This window comes from Rhodococcus sp. IEGM 1370, assembly GCF_033142325.1.
GTDB lineage: Bacteria > Actinomycetota > Actinomycetes > Mycobacteriales > Mycobacteriaceae > Rhodococcoides.
Genome location: NZ_JAWLRY010000004.1, coordinates 271,871 through 288,010 on the forward strand (window position 1 = coordinate 271,871; position 16,140 = coordinate 288,010).

Sequence of the window (16,140 nt, forward strand, 5' to 3'; positions counted from 1 at the left end):
CTGTCCCGTAACGTCGCTGCGGTGCTACTGACCGTGACTGCAAATGCCACAACCGATTTCCCGGACTCCTCCGACATCGGGTATTTGTTGCACAAGCACCCCGATCGCGTGCAGAGCTGGAACCTGCGCATGGGCACCACCACTGTGCTGTATCCGGAAGTCTCGGTCGAGCGCACCACAGTTGCAGTTCTGGTGAACGACGGTGCAGCGTCCGGGCTCGCGGTGGCATTGTCGCGACTGTTCAAGCAGACGCTGGCCGGCGTGTGTACCGGAAGGCCTGAATTGGTCTCTGCTGCAATCGATCTGATGATCTCGATGCCTGCCGCGCCGTCTCGTGGTGCGACCGACCTGGCGTCACGGATGTTCGGTCCCCTCGGTTGGAAAGTGGACGCGACGCCCATCCCGCTCGATCCGACGCAGCCGCACTGGGGTAACTCCGAGTACGTCGATCTGGTCTTGACCGGAACATTCACGTTGTCGGCTGCACTGCGGCACCTGTACGTCCTTCTTCCGGTCCTCGACGACGGGAAGCACTACTGGGTGGGCGAGGACGAGGCCGACAAACTCGTTCGAGCAGCAGGGGATTGGCTGGGGGATCACCCGGAGTCGTCGCTCATCGCCTCCCGCTACCTGGCGCACCGTCGCGAACTGGTGGCCTCGGCGCTCGACCGACTCGTGCCCGACGCTCCGCAGGGCGACGCAGCCCCGCGAGATCCGACGCTGGCCGAGAAGCGGGTGCGTGCCGTGTTGGCGGCACTGACGGGTGCAGGCGCGAAGTCGGTGATCGACCTCGGTTGCGGTGAGGGTCGCCTGCTGCGAGAGCTGCTTGCGGACAACAGTTTCGATCGCATTCTCGGTGCGGATGTGAGCGATCGTGCACTCGCCAAGGCGCAGCGCAGGCTACGTCTGGACGACATGTCCGACCGGCAGCGTGCTCGGATCGAACTGGTGCAGTCGTCGGCCACGTACCGCGACGTTCGGCTGCACGGATTCGACGCGATGGTGCTCATGGAGGTCATCGAACACGTCGATCTCGATCGGCTGCCGGCGTTGGTGCGTTCGGTGTTTCTTCAGGCGCGTCCGCGAACGGTTCTCGTCACCACACCCAACTCCGAGTACAACGCGCTGTATCCCGGCCTCGAACCGGGAAGCTTCCGTCATGTCGATCACCGATTCGAGTTCACCCGCGCGCAGTTCGAGCACTGGGGTTCGTCGGTGGCACGTGAACACGCCTATGAGATGCGCGTCGAGGGAATCGGCCCCGTCGACGACATGCACGGCACCCCGACCCAGATGGCCGTCTTCACCCGAGAGGAGCAGACCCGATGAGTACCTTCGACATTCCGGATCGATCCCTCGTCGTACTCGTCGGCATCAGCGGGTCCGGCAAGTCGTCCTTCGCCGCGCAGCACTTCGGTCCGTACGAGACGGTGTCCAGTGATGCCTGCCGGGGCATGGTGAGCAACGACCCCAACCTGCAGAGCGCGACCAAGGACGCATTCGCGCTGCTGGAATTCCTCGTCGCAACCAGGCTCCGGGCCGGTCTGCTCACCGTCGCGGACGCCACGAATGTGCAACCCGCGGCGCGAAAGACGTTGATCGCGTTGGCCCGCGAACACGACGTGCTACCGGTCGCCGTCGTACTCGATGTGCCCGAGTCGGTGTGTGCACAGCGCAACGCCGAGCGCACCGACAGGACGTTCGGTCGAGATGTGCTGCGCCGCCAGCAGTCCCAGTTGCAACGCTCGCTTCGGGGACTGTCCAAGGAAGGCTTTCGCACGGTCCACGTACTCGACGGTGTCGAGGCGGTGGCGTCGGCGACGTTCGTCCGCACCCCGCTGCGCAGCGATCGACGTGAGCTCACGGGACCGTTCGACGTCATCGGCGACATCCACGGCTGCGCCTCCGAACTCGAAAGCCTGCTCGGCGTGCTGGGTTACACGATCGAGCGGGACGAGGCCGGCCGCGCGGTCGGTGCGACGCCACCGCCCGGTCGGACTGCCGTGTTCGTCGGCGATTACGTCGATCGCGGACCGGACTCGGTCGGAGTCCTGCGACTGGTGATGGGAATGGTCGGTACCGGAGCAGCATTGGCAGTTCCGGGCAACCACGAGAACAAGCTCGTCAAGGCACTCCGCGGCCGGAAGGTGACCACGTCGCACGGTCTCGCCGAGACCCTCGAACAGCTCGACGCCGAGTCGGCAGAGTTTCGCCGGCAGGTGCTCGAGTTCTGCGACGGCCTCGTCGCGCACCTCGTGCTCGACGGCGGCAAGCTCGTCGTCGCGCACGCCGGGTTGATCGAGAAGTACCACAACCGGGCGTCGGGCAGGGTTCGAAGTTTTGCCCTGTACGGCGACACCACCGGCGAGACCGACGAGTTCGGCCTTCCGGTGCGGTACCCGTGGGCGCAGGACTATCGGGGCTCGGCGACGGTGCTCTACGGGCACACCCCGGTTCCGGAAGTGGAGTGGGAGAACAACACTGCGTGTCTCGATACGGGATGCGTCTTCGGCGGGAAGCTCACGGCGCTGCGTTACCCGGAGCGCGAGGTGGTGTCGGTTCCGGCCGAGAAGGTCTGGTACGAGCCTGCCCGCCCGATGGGCGCGTTCACGCGGGATGCAGCATCGCTCGATCTGTCCGACGTGATCGGCCCGACGGGCGTCGAGACGTCGCTGCGTGGGCGCGTATCGGTTCGGCCGGAGAATGCCGCGGGCGCACTGGAAGTGATGAGTCGGTTCGCCCTCGCTCCGCAGTGGCTGCACTATCTGCCGCCGACGATGGCTCCGAGTGGAACATCCGAGCGCGAGGGGTATCTCGAATATCCGACGCAGGCATTCGACGCGTATCGCGCGCTCGGTGCATCGACGGTGATCTGCGAGGAGAAGCACATGGGCTCGCGGGTGGTCGTGGTGGTGTGTCGAGATGCAGACACTGCTCGGGAGAAGTTCGATGCGCCGGAGGGATCGCTCGGCACCGCGTACACGCGGACGGGTCGTCCGGTGTTCGACGAGTCACTGACCGGCGAGCTCATCTCCGGGGTGTCCGACGCGATCGAGAAGGCCGGTGTGTGGGACGAATTGGCCTCGAGCTGGTTGATTCTCGACTGCGAACTGATGCCGTGGTCCGCCAAAGCGGAGGGCCTGATCAAGACCGAGTACGCCGCGGTCGCTGCGGTGTCTCGGGCGAATCTCGGGGCCGAGGCGGCGGTGCTGGCATCGGCCGGTTCGCGTGGTCTGGATGTGCAGGCGTTGCTGGAACGGAACACCGTTCGGCAGGTCAACCTGGGCGAGTTCACCGATGCGTATCGGCGGTACATCTGGCCGACGGACGGCCTCGACGGGGTTCGGATTGCGCCGTTCCAGGTGCTGGCGTCGAACGTCGAGACGTATGCCGATCGTCCGCACGCCTGGCACCTCGATGTTGCCGACCGATTGGTGGCAGCAGCTCCCGAGGTGTTCGCCATCACCCGTCGAATCGAGGTCGATCTGTCGTCGCCGGATTCGGTTGCGGCAGGTGAGAAGTGGTGGGAGGAGTTGACGGCGCAGGGCGGCGAGGGCATGGTCGTCAAACCGGAAGCGAACGCTCCGCGCGGAAAGATGCAGCCCGGCATGAAGGTTCGTGGCCGTGAGTATCTGCGGCTGATCTACGGTGCCGACTACACCGACCCGGATCGACTGACTGCCCTGCGCAACCGAAACGTGGGACACAAGCAGTCGATGGCGCTTCGCGAATACGCGCTGGGAATGGAAGCGCTGGATCGCTCGGTGCGCGGTGAGCCGCTCTATTCCATCCACCAGGCCGTGTTCGCCGTCCTGGCACTGGAATCCGAGCCGGTCGACCCGCGGTTGTAGGTGCCGTGGCCAGTGGTGGGGGGGGGGGGGGGGGGGGGGGGGGGGGCCCCCCCCCCCCCCCCCCCCCCCCCCCCCCCCCCCCACTGCCGCAGGCACTAGCCCCTCGGCGACGAGAATGGGCTGATGCCTGCGCTGATCGGTGCCGCAATTGCTGCAACGACGGCTATGGACGCCCAGAACGTCGGTGAGTCGAGCATCAGACCGCCTGCGAGACCACACACGGCGACGACGACGCCGCATCCCACCAGCAGTCCCGACCCGACGGTGACGTGAGCGAGGTGGTCTCGCGTCGGATCACGTCGGGCTCCGAGCCAGACCATCGTTCCCGAGGTGACGAAGGCCAGAGGGGCGAAGAAGAAGAGGGAGCTGCCACCGAGCTTCGACGAGACACTGGCGATCAACAGCACGGCTCCGAATGCCACCGGGGCGGCGAGGGGCATCCCGCCGGACCATCGCTCGAACTTGTTTCGGGTGGGAGCTGTCATGGCAATCGTTCCTTTCCTGGGGAGAAGGGCATGTCAGAGTAGGTACTCCGCGAATATTCCGCCGCCGCAGGACAATGCGGCGATCAGGCCGACTCGCCTCAGGACGAACTTGGCAGCCTTGTCCCACGAGTTCACCTGGCTTTCGATCGCCTCCCAAGCACCGACTGCGCCGAAGAAGTCGATTCCGAGGCAGGCACCGACTACTCGCTTGATTTCATCGGTGACTCCACGGGCCTGAGGTCCCGTGGGAGTCGGCTGCCGGTCGAGGACCTTGCCGGTCTCGTCGACGATCGTCACAGTCGCATCGTCGCTGATCTGAAAGCCGGCTGTGCCGGCGGGGAGTGGATTGCGGCCCTGTTCTGCCAGCGAAGCATTGAGCGAGGCAACTTCTTCTGCGCTCACGGGGACGAATTCCTCGACGGTGGCGGACACCGCGGGTGGCGCGGGTTGAGCAAGAGCAACAGCGGCCCCGCTCATCGACGTCACGGCGATCATCGAGCCGGCGATCAAGGCGATGGATGCGGTGCGAGTCCGAGCAGAAATGCGGTTCATGATGTCTCCCGTTCGTGAGTAAGGGGCGATTCGGCGACGTGATGGTGGCTGTCGTTCGGACCGAGCCGGGTGCAGTGCCACAACGAATATGGGGCCACAACGGATATGGGCCGGTTGCGTACTCGATGGGATCGGCCTGGAACGAGAGCGCACGCTCGTCCGGCGATCTGTAGTTGTGCGGACCATCCCGAGAGACACAAGGTAGGTCGCGGGTTACGCCTCGTTGACCGAGTCTTTGCGTAACACACCGAACCTTAAACCCGTCGGTGCCGAAGCGCCAGCGCTGCGCGCGATCAGATGCGGGCCTCGGTCACCGTCACCAGCGCGAGCCGAGGTTCTTCGTCGTCAGGGAGAATCGGTAGAGCGCACGCGGTCACCGAGTGGGTGGTGTAGCCGCCGTTTCGGTCTCTGAATCTGACGGTGATGCTCGGTTCGTCTCCTGCGCCGCCGGCCCGGGACACTGATTTCGCGAGTGCGTCGACTGCTCCGTCGTCGTCCGGGTGCACTCGCGGTCGCGGGTCGGTCGGGTCGAGATTCCAGGCGATGGACGGTGGCGGCGGGCCGTGCCAGTACAAGGTCTCCAGGGTGCACAGATCGACTATTGCGGTGTGGCGTCGTGCGATGACCGAGGCACCCGCTACGAGCCCGCTCATCGTCTCCTGGACTCCGGTAGGGGATGGATGGTTCATGACGAACGGACCGCGGTCGATTGCGATGCCACGCAGGTGACGAGCTTCCCCTTCGACGGTGGTGTGCGCCAGCACGCGAATTCGATGTAGCTCGTCCGTGGTCCAACGCTGGGTGGCGTCGAGATCCACTGTGTCGCCGACTGTGCTGGATACCAGCATCGCGAGGACGTCGGTGGCTCGCAATCCGAAATCCAACGTTGCCATCGCTTCTGCTACCGACAAGTGCGCCACATCGGAATTCAGCGCCGGGGAGTCCTTGGAGTGGGCAGTGCCGCGAGTCGGATTCCAGCGAAAGGCCCAAGCATTCGACGGCGGAGAGTCGCACGTGCCCGGATGCAGTCTGGCCCACACCGCCTGGACCGTACCGTCGTCACCGAGAATCGGACGAGCCGAGACGTACCTGCCCGGCCCGCATTCGATGTCCACGTCCCTGCCCGATTCTGCGCACCGAGCAACCGCATCACGTGCGTGGATCGAGTCGGACGACCTCCTCAGGAACGCTGCCATGGGAACCTTGCTCTTCTGCGTCGTCCCCACCGCCACCACGCATGCCGCCGAATCCGGTTCGAGAAGAATCAACATCCAGTCGCCGTTCCTACGCCCCATCGAGGCGGACTCCCTTCCACTCGAGTCGAGCTCCGCGGATCTTCCCTGCTTCGGGCCGTGTATCGACACCGTACCGGTGAATCCGACAGAAGGGACAGGTGGCCGGGCCTGTCGCAACGCTGCGCGGCCGCGCTACCGCCGCTTGTCGACGTGCAGTTGAATGCGAGTGGCGACGTGTGCACCGGCGAGTGATTCGGCCACGAAGGCGGCACGGGCTTCGGCTCGGGCGGTGAAGGCCACGACATCGAAATCGGCTGCAGCATGGACCGATACGGTGATGGTGGGCATTCCCCGATCGTCGATCGCCGTACCGCGGGCGCGTCGGACACCGGGGAAATCGGCCAGCTCCGCGGCGACGCCCGACGCGATGGCGCTCAGGTCCACGTGCGCCGAGAAGTGGGGCTTCTCGATGACGCTTGCCGTTCCGGTCGTGCGCGGAGAGAAGTTGCCGATCAACAGAAGCAGTGCCGTGACAACGGCGATGCAGCCGACCACGGCCAGGGTCGGCAACCACCAGCCCTGTTCCGGTAGGGCGGCGATTCGCGCACGATCGAAGCGAGAGAGCATCTCTCGTGCCCAGGGGACGTCGTAATGCCAGGCCAGCGCGAAGCTACCTCCCGCGATCAACCCGGCCCCGGTCGCGATGGCGAGGAGTCGGTCGACACCGGCAACGAAGGTCTTCATCACGAGACCCTCGTCGGTGCTGCCACCGACTGCTTCACCGTCAGCCGGCGCTCGCCCGCAGCAACGGACAGCACAGGAGCGAGTGCCTCGCGCACGCCGACGTCGATACGGTCGGCATCGTACGCAGCGTCACGCTCTACCCGAACTTCGATCTTCTTCCGGGTGACGACGGTGTGCGCGTCCACGACTCCGCGGGTCGACTGTGCTGCAGCACTGCACAATCGAGCGATGTCGGTCGGCGTGGCCCACACGGTCGACGCCGACTCGCCCAGGCCGGAATGCGTTCTCGTTCGGGGCTTGGCCCCGATGAACACGACGAAGAACCCGACGACGGCGGCTCCGATCGCGGCGGCGATCATCCAACTCTGCCAGTGCAATCGGGAGATCCAGGACACCGCGTCGGCGATCCACGGGCTACCACCGAGGTTGCCGTGTGCGATCAGGAATTCCCGGCCGGCGACAAAGGCCACACCGAGGAGGGCGAACCCGAACAACAGTGCCAACGGCATCGCGGCCGGGCCAGCAGTGGGTGGTCGAGGTGAGATGGGCTGCGATGCTTCGGTATTCGAGGTGGGCGAGGGGCCGGTGTCCAGTGTGGTGTCCGATACCAGGACGTTCACTCGATGCACGTGCAGGCCCGTCATCGTAGCCAACGCGGCCTCGACGGTGGCGTGCACGGATTCGGTCACCTCGGTGATCTGCGACGGCCAGGTCACCCCGATGTAGAGGTTGACGGCAATCGTGTCCTCGCCGAGGGTGACGTCGGCGCGGGGGAGTTCTCGCCCGGTCAGTCGCGACAAGCCGCCGGTGGTGCGCGTGACCCGAGGATCCTTCGATGCCGCCGCGATGGCAGTCCGCGACATGGCCCGATCCTTGATCTCGACGCTGCCACGCATCTCGCGGCCGTCGTCGACCTCGTCGGATCCAGCCTGCGTCATGTTCAGAGAATCCTTTGCGCCCGTCGCGGCTCGCCGTGGTGCGGCACGCGCTCCACAACTGTAGTGACGACCGGTGGCGGATGACGTCACGAGAGTAATTGTTCCTGGCATACTGCGACCGTGTCGGAAATTGTGCGGGTGACCGCGTCGGATATCGCGTCGGCCGAGGAGCTGCTGGAGCCGGTCATGCGCCGGACCCCTGTGGTGGCCTCGCGAATTCTGTCGGACCTGACCGGCCACGAGGTGCGGCTCAAGTGCGAGAACCTGCAGCGCACCGGATCGTTCAAGCCGCGCGGGGCGTACAACCGCATTGCCCGGCTCGACGCCGAGCAGCGCGCCCGCGGTGTCGTCGCGGCCAGCGCGGGCAATCACGCTCAGGGTGTGGCGTGGGCCGCCTCGCAGGTGGGGATCGACTCGACGGTGTTCATGCCGGTAGGCGTGTCGCTACCGAAGCTCGTCGCCACCAAGGCCTACGGCGCGACTGTTCATCTGGTGGGCAACACGGTGGACGAGGCGCTGAAGTCGGCGAGGGAATTCGCCGAACGCACCGGTGCCACTCTCATTCATCCGTTCGACCACCTCGACATCGTCGCGGGGCAGGCGACGTTGGGTACCGAACTGCTGCAGCAGATGCCGGACGTCGGCACCATCGTGATCCCCACCGGCGGCGGTGGACTGTTGGCCGGTGTCGCCGCGGCGGTGAAGCTGACCAAGCCCGGTATCAGGATCGTCGGCGTGCAGGCCGAGGGTGCTGCCGCGTGGCCTGCATCGCTGAAGGCGGGTCATCCGATCGCGTTGACATCGATGTCGACGATGGCCGACGGCATCGCGATCGGCCTGCCCGGATCGGTGCCCTTCGATCACGTGCAGGGATGGGTCGACGACGTGGTGACCGTCAGCGAGGATGCGCTGTCGCGGGCGTTGGTGCTGTGCATCGAACGCGCGAAACTGATCGTGGAACCGGCCGGGGCGGCAGCGGTGGCAGCGCTGATGACGCATTCCGCGGACGAGCTCGGATTGACCGGTTCGGTGTGCGCCGTCCTCTCCGGCGGAAACATCGACCCGCTGCTGCTCACCCACGTCATCACTCATGGTCTCCGGGCGGGTGGACGCTATCTCGCTGTGCGCGTGACGATTTCGGACAAGCCGGGCGGACTCACCGGGGTGCTCGGCGTGGTGCGCGACGCCGGTGCCAGCGTTGTCGACGTCGTCCACTCCCGTACGGGCGGACGCCTGGGGCTCGAGGAGGTCGACGTGATGTTGACCGTCGAGACCCGCGGACCGGACCACCGCGGCTCGGTGCTCGATGCTCTCGGTGCGGCCGGATACGCAGTGCACGTGGAGAACTGACCTGCTGGTCGACACAACCGATTCAACGCCGCAGACTTCGACGGATCACCTGGCCGATATACGAACCTGCACTACGCACGTAGAGAAGCGCCGGGGTCCAATGGCTTCGGCGTATTGCTGTGTTCACGGCCCGCTGCAGTTCTGTGTCGGTGACACCGGCATCGTGCATCGCCGCGAGTGAGGTTCTCAGGTAGCCGCGATCGCGGCTTCTCATGTGCATTCGAGCCACAGCGCGCACATCCATGGTTTCGGGGAAAGTCGTGCACCGCGCACCCGCGGCCGCCAGCCCGATCTGGGTGCGAACGCATTTGGCACATCGGCCGCAATTGAATTCCCCGTCGAGGTTCTCCCAGCAGACCCGCAAATGGTTCATCGCGGTCCGGTTCTCGCCGATTCGACGAATTTTGCCCAAACGGTGCAGATCGAGTTCGTGATGCTCGAAGGCGACCGAGCTACTCGACCACAACGGGTCGAGGTCTGGATGAGAGCCCCACGGTGCGAGTTCCTCGCGGCAGTTCGAGGACGGGATGATGACGGTGCTCAGGTGCTGCGACAACGCCAGACCGACGTGCGCCAACGCGGCACCGTGGAAGTCGTATCCCCAATCGAGAGGCAGTCGGTCGGCGAAGGCCGACCTGATCGTGGTCTTCACCTCGATCAACGGCTTTCCCAATTCCGCCGCCGACTCTCGGGCTCCGGCCAAGGCTCTGGCCGCCAAACTCTCGTCGTCGATACCGATATCGAAACCATGCACGAAGACCAGGTGGGTGATGCGGTCGGATTCCATGATTGCCGAGTAGAAGCTGTCGACGCCACCGCTGAAGAAACAACCCACTCCCGTCGCGCCGGTGGCAACGCGGCCGGGTTCCGCCGACATCGATACTTCTCGAAAACGCTTCGGGTACCAGTCCCGGAAGATCTTCTGAGCCTCGGATGCACCTCGAAGTGCGGTCGAATCCACGGGGCCGTCGAAAGCGATATCCCACCCTTTGCGCATCCCGGCGGTCAGGAGCGGCGGAAGCCAGGGGGTGGAGGAATGGTCCAGCGAGTAATTCGACTCGGTTCTCACTCGCACTTCGACGCCTGATGGGGTCGTTATTCGCGCGGCAATGGAATCAGCACCGGTGTCGTCGACATGCACCGTCATCGGGCTGATCATCGGGCTGAGTGTGCCACAGCGAAGGTTGTCCGAACCGGAGTATCGGTCGGAAGGAAACTGTTCTGCGTCGAGCACATTTCCGCACGATCAGCGTGCCGGGTTCGCTCGACCCCGGCTGGTACCTTGATCAGCGACCTGGACCAGGACATCGGTGGGAGATATTTGCATGGCTCGGCTCGTCGCGATCGTCTCCGCAGTCCTGGGAATCCTGCTGACGATCGCGATACCGCTGTTGCCGATCGAGCAGCAACAGTCCTCCCTGACGTGGCCGCAGTCGGACACGATCGCCAGTGTCGAGGCTCCGCTCGTCGGATACACCCCGATCAGCGTCGACGCGACGGTCCCGTGTGCTGCCGCGAATCTGTTGCCCGACGGCGGGCTGTTGCTGTCCACCTCGCCCGAGGGATCGCCCGACGCCTATCGCTACGGTCTCGTCGCCGAGGTCACGGGTGGTGAGGCATCGCAACTGAAGGTGACGTTGCGTGATTCCGTCCTCCTCGAGAAGCCGGTCTCGGAGCTGAGCCGTTCGACTGCGGACGACTGCGCGTTGACGATCACCTCGAACGGCACGGCGACCACCGTCGGGCTGACCGGTGCCGACACCGCGACGCGCGAGGGCGATGTTCGGCCGCAGCTGGTCGGAGTGTTCAGCGATCTTCGCGGCACCGTCGACGGCCTGACACTGACCGCGCAGCTCGACAGTCGATTCTCGTCGACCCCGAGTGCGGTGAAGTGGTTCGCGATGATCGTCGGCGTACTCGCCACGGGCATCTCGCTGGTGGCGCTGCACCGCCTCGACCTGTCCGACGGCCGACGTGCCCGACGGTTCCTGCCGCGTCGCTGGTGGACGTTCGGTGCTGCCGATGCGGTGGTGATCGGGACGTTGCTGGTGTGGCATCTGATCGGCGCGAACACCTCCGACGACGGTTATCAGCTGGGCATGGCGCGTACGGCCGATCACGCCGGGTACATGGCCAACTACTTCCGCTATTTCGGTGTGCCCGAGACACCGTTCGGTACGCCGCTGTACGACATGTTCGGAATCATGTCGCACGTCTCGACGGCCAGTGTCTGGATGCGCCTGCCGACGCTGATCTGCGCGGTCGTGGCGTGGCTCGTCATCAGTCGCGAGGTGATTCCGCGGTTCGGTGCTGCTGCTCGCGCCTCGAAGACTGCCCTGTGGACGGGCGGGCTGGTGCTGCTCGCGTTCTGGCTGCCGTACAACAACGGCCTGCGTCCGGAGCCGTTCGTGGCGCTCGGAGTACTGCTGACGTGGTGTTCGGTGGAGCGCTCGATCGCGACCCGCAGGTTGCTGCCCGCGGCCGCGGCGATACTCATCGCGGCGTTGACGGTCACGTGCGGCCCCTCCGGTTTCATCTGCTTCGCACCGCTGATCGCCGGAGCCAGGCCGGTGCTGCAGATCGTCGTCGCTCGGGCCCGGCAGTTCGGTAGCACGGCCTTGGGCGCGGCGACGTTGCTGGCCCCGCTGATCGCGTCGGGCACGGTGGTTCTGGTGTTCGCATTCGGCAACCAGACCGTGGCCGGCATGCTCGAGATGCAGCGAGTGCACAACGCGGCCGGGCCGAGCCAGGCCTGGTTCGACGAGTACCTGCGCTACCAGTGGCTGATGAACATGGACATCGACGGCTCGCTCGCGCGCCGCTTCGGGGTGTTCGTGATGATCGTCTCGCTGATCGCGGTCGTCGTCGCCATGCTGCGCAAGGGCGGCAAGATCCCCGGTACCGCAACAGGACCGGCGCGGCGGATCGTCGGCATCACCGTCGGGGCTATGGCCTTGATGATGATCACCCCCACCAAGTGGACCCACCACTTCGGGGTCTTCGCCGGACTCGCCGCATCGGTTGCGGTGCTCGCAGCCGTGGCGACCGGCGCGGCGGTACTGCGATCGCGGCGCAACCGACTGCTGTTCGCCGCGTCGGTCTCGTTCGTGACGGCCGTCGCGTTCACCGGAACCAACGGGTACTGGTACGTCTCGGCCTGGGGAGTTCCGTTCTGGGACAAGCCGATCCTCGTTGCCGGTCTCGGCATCTCGACCATGTTCCTCGGCCTGACCCTGCTGCTGTTGCTCGCAGCCGTCTGGTTCCATCTCCGCGCGCCGTACGTGCGCACCGACAAACCGATGGCGCGATGGTGGTCGGTGCCGCCGATCGCTGTCGGAGCAGCACTGATGGTGCTGGTGGCCGTCGCGTCGATGGCCAAGGGTGCCGTGGCGCAGTGGCCGTCGTACTCGGTCGCGAAATCGAATCTCTCGGCGCTTGCCGGCGACACGTGCGGCCTTGCCAACGACGTGTTGCTCGAGACGAACCCCAATGCCGATGTGCTGCAACCGGTCACCGGGGATGCGTTCGCCGCGCTGGGCGAAGAGAACGACGGGTTCACCCCCGACGGTGTGGCGGGCGATCTCACCGCAGACAAGGAGTCCTCGGCGTCGGGTACCTCGAACACCGTCGACACCGACGAGCAGCAGCAGCCGACGTCGACCACCGGGGCCGGAACCGGCGGTAGCGCATTGCCGTTCGGCCTCGATCCGGCCACCGTGCCGGTGCTCGGTTCGTTCGGATCCGACGCCCCCGCCACGTTGACGACCGGCTGGTACGCGCTGCCTGCCGATCCCGGCGACCTGATCTCGATCGCCGCTGCCGGACGCATCCGCTCGGTGGACTCCGACGGCATCGTCACGTACGGGCAGAGCCTCGAACTCGAGTACGGAGTCGACGGGCAGGCGCAGGGTCGGGTGACCCCCATCGACATCGGCCCGACGCCGTCGTGGCGCAACCTGCGTGTGCCGATGGATCAGATTCCGAACGGTGCCAACACGATTCGGCTCGTGCTGGCCGACAACGATCGAGATTCCGACCAGTGGTTGGCGATCACGCCGCCGCGGGTTCCGCGTACCCAGACGTTGAACGAGGTCGTCGGCCGTGACGCTCCGGTGATGCTGGACTGGGAGGTCGGCTTCAACTTCCCCTGCCAGCATCCGTTCGATCACCGCCTCGGGGTCGCCGAAGTTCCGCAGTACCGGGTGCTGCCGGACCGCAGCGGTGCCGTCATCACCAACGCGTGGCAGGACCACTTCGGCGGTGGGCCGCTCGGGTGGATCGACATCGTCGCCTCCGCCCGCACCATCCCGTCGTATCTTGACGGCGACTGGGACCGCGACTGGGGATCGATCGAGCAGTACATCCCGTACGACGAGACGGCGCAGGCGGCGCAGATCACAGCAGAAGAGGTCCAGCGTTCGGGTCTGTGGACGCCCGGTCCGATCAAGACCGGTTAATCTCTACGCGTTCGGAAGTCCTTACACCGACCAGGAGAGAAACGGGGAGAGGGCCATGGCGAACGCTATAGAAGTAGAGGACCTCGTACTTCGGTACGGCAAGAACGTCGCGCTCGACGGGATCGATTTCACCGTTCCCGAGGGCACGGTGCTGGGTGTGCTCGGCCCCAACGGCGCGGGAAAGACCACGGCGGTCCGTATTCTCGCCACCTTGCTGCAAGCGACATCCGGCTCGGCCCGGATCTTCGGGCTCGACGTGGCGACGCAGGCCAACGAGGTGCGCAGCACGATCGGGCTGACCGGTCAGTTCGCGGCCGTGGACGAGTACCTGACCGGGTACGAGAATCTCGAGATGGTCGGCCGACTGTTCGGCCTACGCAAGGCCGAGGCCAAGAAGCGGGCCGACGAACTGCTCGCACGATTCGACCTGGAATACGCACGTGACCGGACAGCCAAGCAGTACTCGGGAGGTATGCGTCGGCGACTCGACATCGCGGCCAGCCTGATCGGTCGACCACGGGTGGTGTTCCTCGACGAACCGACCACCGGACTCGATCCACGTAGTCGAATCACCATGTGGGAGTTCATCGCAGATCTCGTTCGCGACGGCACGACCATTCTGTTGACCACCCAGTACTTGGAGGAGGCCGACCGGTTGGCCGATTCGATCATCGTGCTGAACAAGGGCAAGATCATCGCGCGTGGCACGGCCGACGAGCTCAAGGCCCAAACCGGCGGCGAGCGAGTCGAATTCGTGTTGACCGATCGGTCCCAGGCCGAGCGAGCGATGCAGATCCTCGCTCCGATCGGCGTCGAGCCACCCACCCTCGACGATCAGGTGGGCCGGATCGTCATGCCCGTCAACGGGGGATCGAAGGATCTGTCCACGGCGCTGGCCCAGCTGGAGGACAACGGAATCGGAGTGGTCGACGTCGGTCTTCGGCGGCCGAACCTCGACGATGTGTTCCTGAGTCTGACCGGTCAGACCACCGGCGAACCCGAGACGGCGGAGGAAGAGAAATGAGCAACGTTCTTCTGGATTCCGCGATCATCACCAAGCGAAATCTGATCAAGCTCAAGCGAGTTCCCGACCTACTGTTCTTCGCGACGCTCTCGCCGATCATGTTCGTCCTGCTGTTCGCGTACGTCTTCGGCAGTGCGATCGATGTCCCCGGAATCGACTACAAGAGCTTCCTGATGGGCGGCATCTTCGTACAGACGATGATCTTCGGTGCCTCCCTCACCGGGTCGTCGCTGGCCGAGGATCTGCAGAAGGGCGTGATGGATCGGTTCCGGTCGTTGCCGATGGCACGATCGGCAGTGGTGATCGGGCGGACCGCAGCGGATGTGGGCAACAACCTCGTCACCATCACGATCATGTCGCTCACCGGACTCCTCGTGGGGTGGCGCATCACGTCCTCGTTCTTCGACGCTCTGCTCGGGTACGTGCTGCTGCTGTTGTTCGCGTACTCGATCTCGTGGGTGATGGCCCTGGTTGGTCTGATCGTGCGGTCGCCCGAGATCTTCAACAACGCGTCGTTCATCGTGATCTTCCCTTTGACGTTCATCGCCAACACCTTCGTCCCGATCGACAATTTCCCCACCGTGCTCAAGACGATCGCGGAGTGGAATCCGATCTCGTCGGTGACGTTGGCGGTGCGAGAGCAGTTCGGCAACACCAACCCGATGGCACCGCCGCCGGAGGTGTGGCCACTGCAGAACCCCGTGCTCTACACCCTGATCTGGGTCGTGTTGATGCTCGTGGTGTTCGTGCCGCTGTCGGTGCGCAAGTACCAGAAGACGATGACCGCCTGACATCCACGCAGAAAAGCACCCCCGGTCGCTCGGCGACCGTGGGTGCTTTCATGTCTTCTCGTGAGCAGGCCTAGGTGTGGTACGGCTCCGCGCTGACGAGGGTGACCTTCATGGTCTTGCCGTTGGGCAGCGTGTACTCACGGGTGTCGCCGACCTTGGCGTCGATGAGCGATCCGCCCAGCGGTGACGCGGGGGAGTACACCTCGAGCTTGTTGTCGCGGGCACCCTCTTCGCGGGTGGCGATCAGGAACGTCTCGGTATCGGACTCGTCGCCGTCGTAGTAGACCTTGACGACCGAGCCGGGCAGTGCGACACCGGACTGGGTGGGTGCCTCGCCGACCTTCGCGTTGTTGAGCAGCTCCTGCAGCTGGCGGATACGTGCTTCCTGCTGGCCCTGCTCTTCGCGCGCAGCGTGGTAGCCGCCGTTCTCCTTCAGATCGCCCTCTTCGCGACGCTCGTTGATCTCGGCGGCGATGACGGGGCGATTGGAAATGAGCTGGTCGAGTTCGCTCTTGAGCCTGTCGTGTGATTCCTGGGTAAGCCAGGTCACCTGGGTCTCGGTCATCTCGATCACTCCCTCGTAGTCGGAATCTCGAGCTCGGATTCCGGTTTCTGAGCAGGTAGGGCACGCAACGAACAGGGGACTCCAATGGTTGGATCCCCTTGGCCGGCCCACATCCTGGAGCCGTCGTCATCGTTCGCAGGTGAACCCT

13 protein-coding genes are annotated in these 16,140 nt (G+C 65.2%); 6 read left to right on the plus strand and 7 right to left on the minus strand.

All coding sequences use genetic code 11. From position 1 onward, the window contains the following. Positions 1–33: 33 nt before the first annotated feature. Complete coding sequence (locus R4P47_RS09585; protein ID WP_317784643.1) at positions 34–1,329, plus strand: 3' terminal RNA ribose 2'-O-methyltransferase Hen1; 1,296 nt, start codon at positions 34–36, stop codon at positions 1,327–1,329. Continuing rightward, positions 1,326–3,851 (plus strand): polynucleotide kinase-phosphatase, encoded by a 2,526-nt coding sequence (locus R4P47_RS09590; RefSeq protein ID WP_317784644.1) that lies wholly within the window; start codon positions 1,326–1,328, stop codon positions 3,849–3,851. The genes R4P47_RS09585 and R4P47_RS09590 overlap by 4 nt, the downstream gene beginning before the upstream one ends. A 95-nt stretch (positions 3,852–3,946) precedes the next feature. Here R4P47_RS09590 and R4P47_RS09595 read toward each other — a convergent pair whose 3' ends face one another. The 5 genes from R4P47_RS09595 to R4P47_RS09615 all read right to left on the minus strand — a co-directional run bounded on the left by R4P47_RS09595 (position 3,947) and on the right by R4P47_RS09615 (position 7,805). After that, positions 3,947–4,336, minus strand: a complete 390-nt coding sequence (locus R4P47_RS09595) for a hypothetical protein (protein ID WP_094669380.1) — start codon at positions 4,334–4,336, stop codon at positions 3,947–3,949. Between the two features lie 33 nt (positions 4,337–4,369). After that, complete coding sequence (locus R4P47_RS09600; protein ID WP_149407540.1) at positions 4,370–4,888, minus strand: hypothetical protein; 519 nt, start codon at positions 4,886–4,888, stop codon at positions 4,370–4,372. A 293-nt stretch (positions 4,889–5,181) separates the two neighbouring features. Next, a complete protein-coding gene (locus R4P47_RS09605) occupies positions 5,182–6,183 on the minus strand; it encodes a GAF domain-containing protein (protein WP_317784645.1) in 1,002 nt (333 codons plus the stop codon). Positions 6,184–6,315: 132 nt separating this feature from the next. Beyond that, positions 6,316–6,867 carry a hypothetical protein gene (locus R4P47_RS09610; protein ID WP_317784646.1) on the minus strand — a complete coding sequence of 184 codons (552 nt, stop codon included), beginning with the start codon at positions 6,865–6,867 and terminating at the stop codon, positions 6,316–6,318. After that, complete coding sequence (locus tag R4P47_RS09615) at positions 6,867–7,805, minus strand: Asp23/Gls24 family envelope stress response protein (protein WP_317784647.1); 939 nt, start codon at positions 7,803–7,805, stop codon at positions 6,867–6,869. Before R4P47_RS09615 ends, R4P47_RS09610 begins: the two co-directional genes overlap by 1 nt. Before the next feature lie 186 nt (positions 7,806–7,991). Here R4P47_RS09615 and ilvA point away from each other — a divergent pair, with 186 nt between their 5' ends. After that, positions 7,992–9,155: a threonine ammonia-lyase gene (ilvA, locus tag R4P47_RS09620; protein ID WP_218829037.1), complete on the plus strand. Its 1,164-nt coding sequence runs from the start codon at positions 7,992–7,994 to the stop codon at positions 9,153–9,155. A gap of 22 nt (positions 9,156–9,177) precedes the next feature. Here ilvA and R4P47_RS09625 read toward each other — a convergent pair whose 3' ends face one another. Next, positions 9,178–10,314 carry a hypothetical protein gene (locus tag R4P47_RS09625; protein ID WP_317784648.1) on the minus strand — a complete coding sequence of 379 codons (1,137 nt, stop codon included), beginning with the start codon at positions 10,312–10,314 and terminating at the stop codon, positions 9,178–9,180. A gap of 166 nt (positions 10,315–10,480) precedes the next feature. On the opposite strand from R4P47_RS09625, the gene R4P47_RS09630 reads away from it, so the two are divergent. Genes R4P47_RS09630 through R4P47_RS09640 form a run of 3 tightly spaced genes read left to right on the plus strand, consistent with a single transcriptional unit; the run spans position 10,481 to position 15,427 of the window. Next, positions 10,481–13,612 carry an arabinosyltransferase domain-containing protein gene (locus R4P47_RS09630; RefSeq protein WP_317784649.1) on the plus strand — a complete coding sequence of 1,044 codons (3,132 nt, stop codon included), beginning with the start codon at positions 10,481–10,483 and terminating at the stop codon, positions 13,610–13,612. Between the two features lie 55 nt (positions 13,613–13,667). Further along, positions 13,668–14,636, plus strand: a complete 969-nt coding sequence (locus R4P47_RS09635) for an ATP-binding cassette domain-containing protein (RefSeq protein WP_068052812.1) — start codon at positions 13,668–13,670, stop codon at positions 14,634–14,636. Then, positions 14,633–15,427: an ABC transporter permease gene (locus R4P47_RS09640; protein WP_094669390.1), complete on the plus strand. Its 795-nt coding sequence runs from the start codon at positions 14,633–14,635 to the stop codon at positions 15,425–15,427. Before R4P47_RS09635 ends, R4P47_RS09640 begins: the two co-directional genes overlap by 4 nt. Positions 15,428–15,497: 70 nt before the next feature. On the opposite strand, the gene greA is transcribed toward R4P47_RS09640, so the two are convergent. Then, positions 15,498–15,992, minus strand: coding sequence for a transcription elongation factor GreA (greA, locus tag R4P47_RS09645; protein ID WP_032394210.1), 495 nt, complete (start codon positions 15,990–15,992; stop codon positions 15,498–15,500). Positions 15,993–16,140 lie beyond the last annotated feature (148 nt).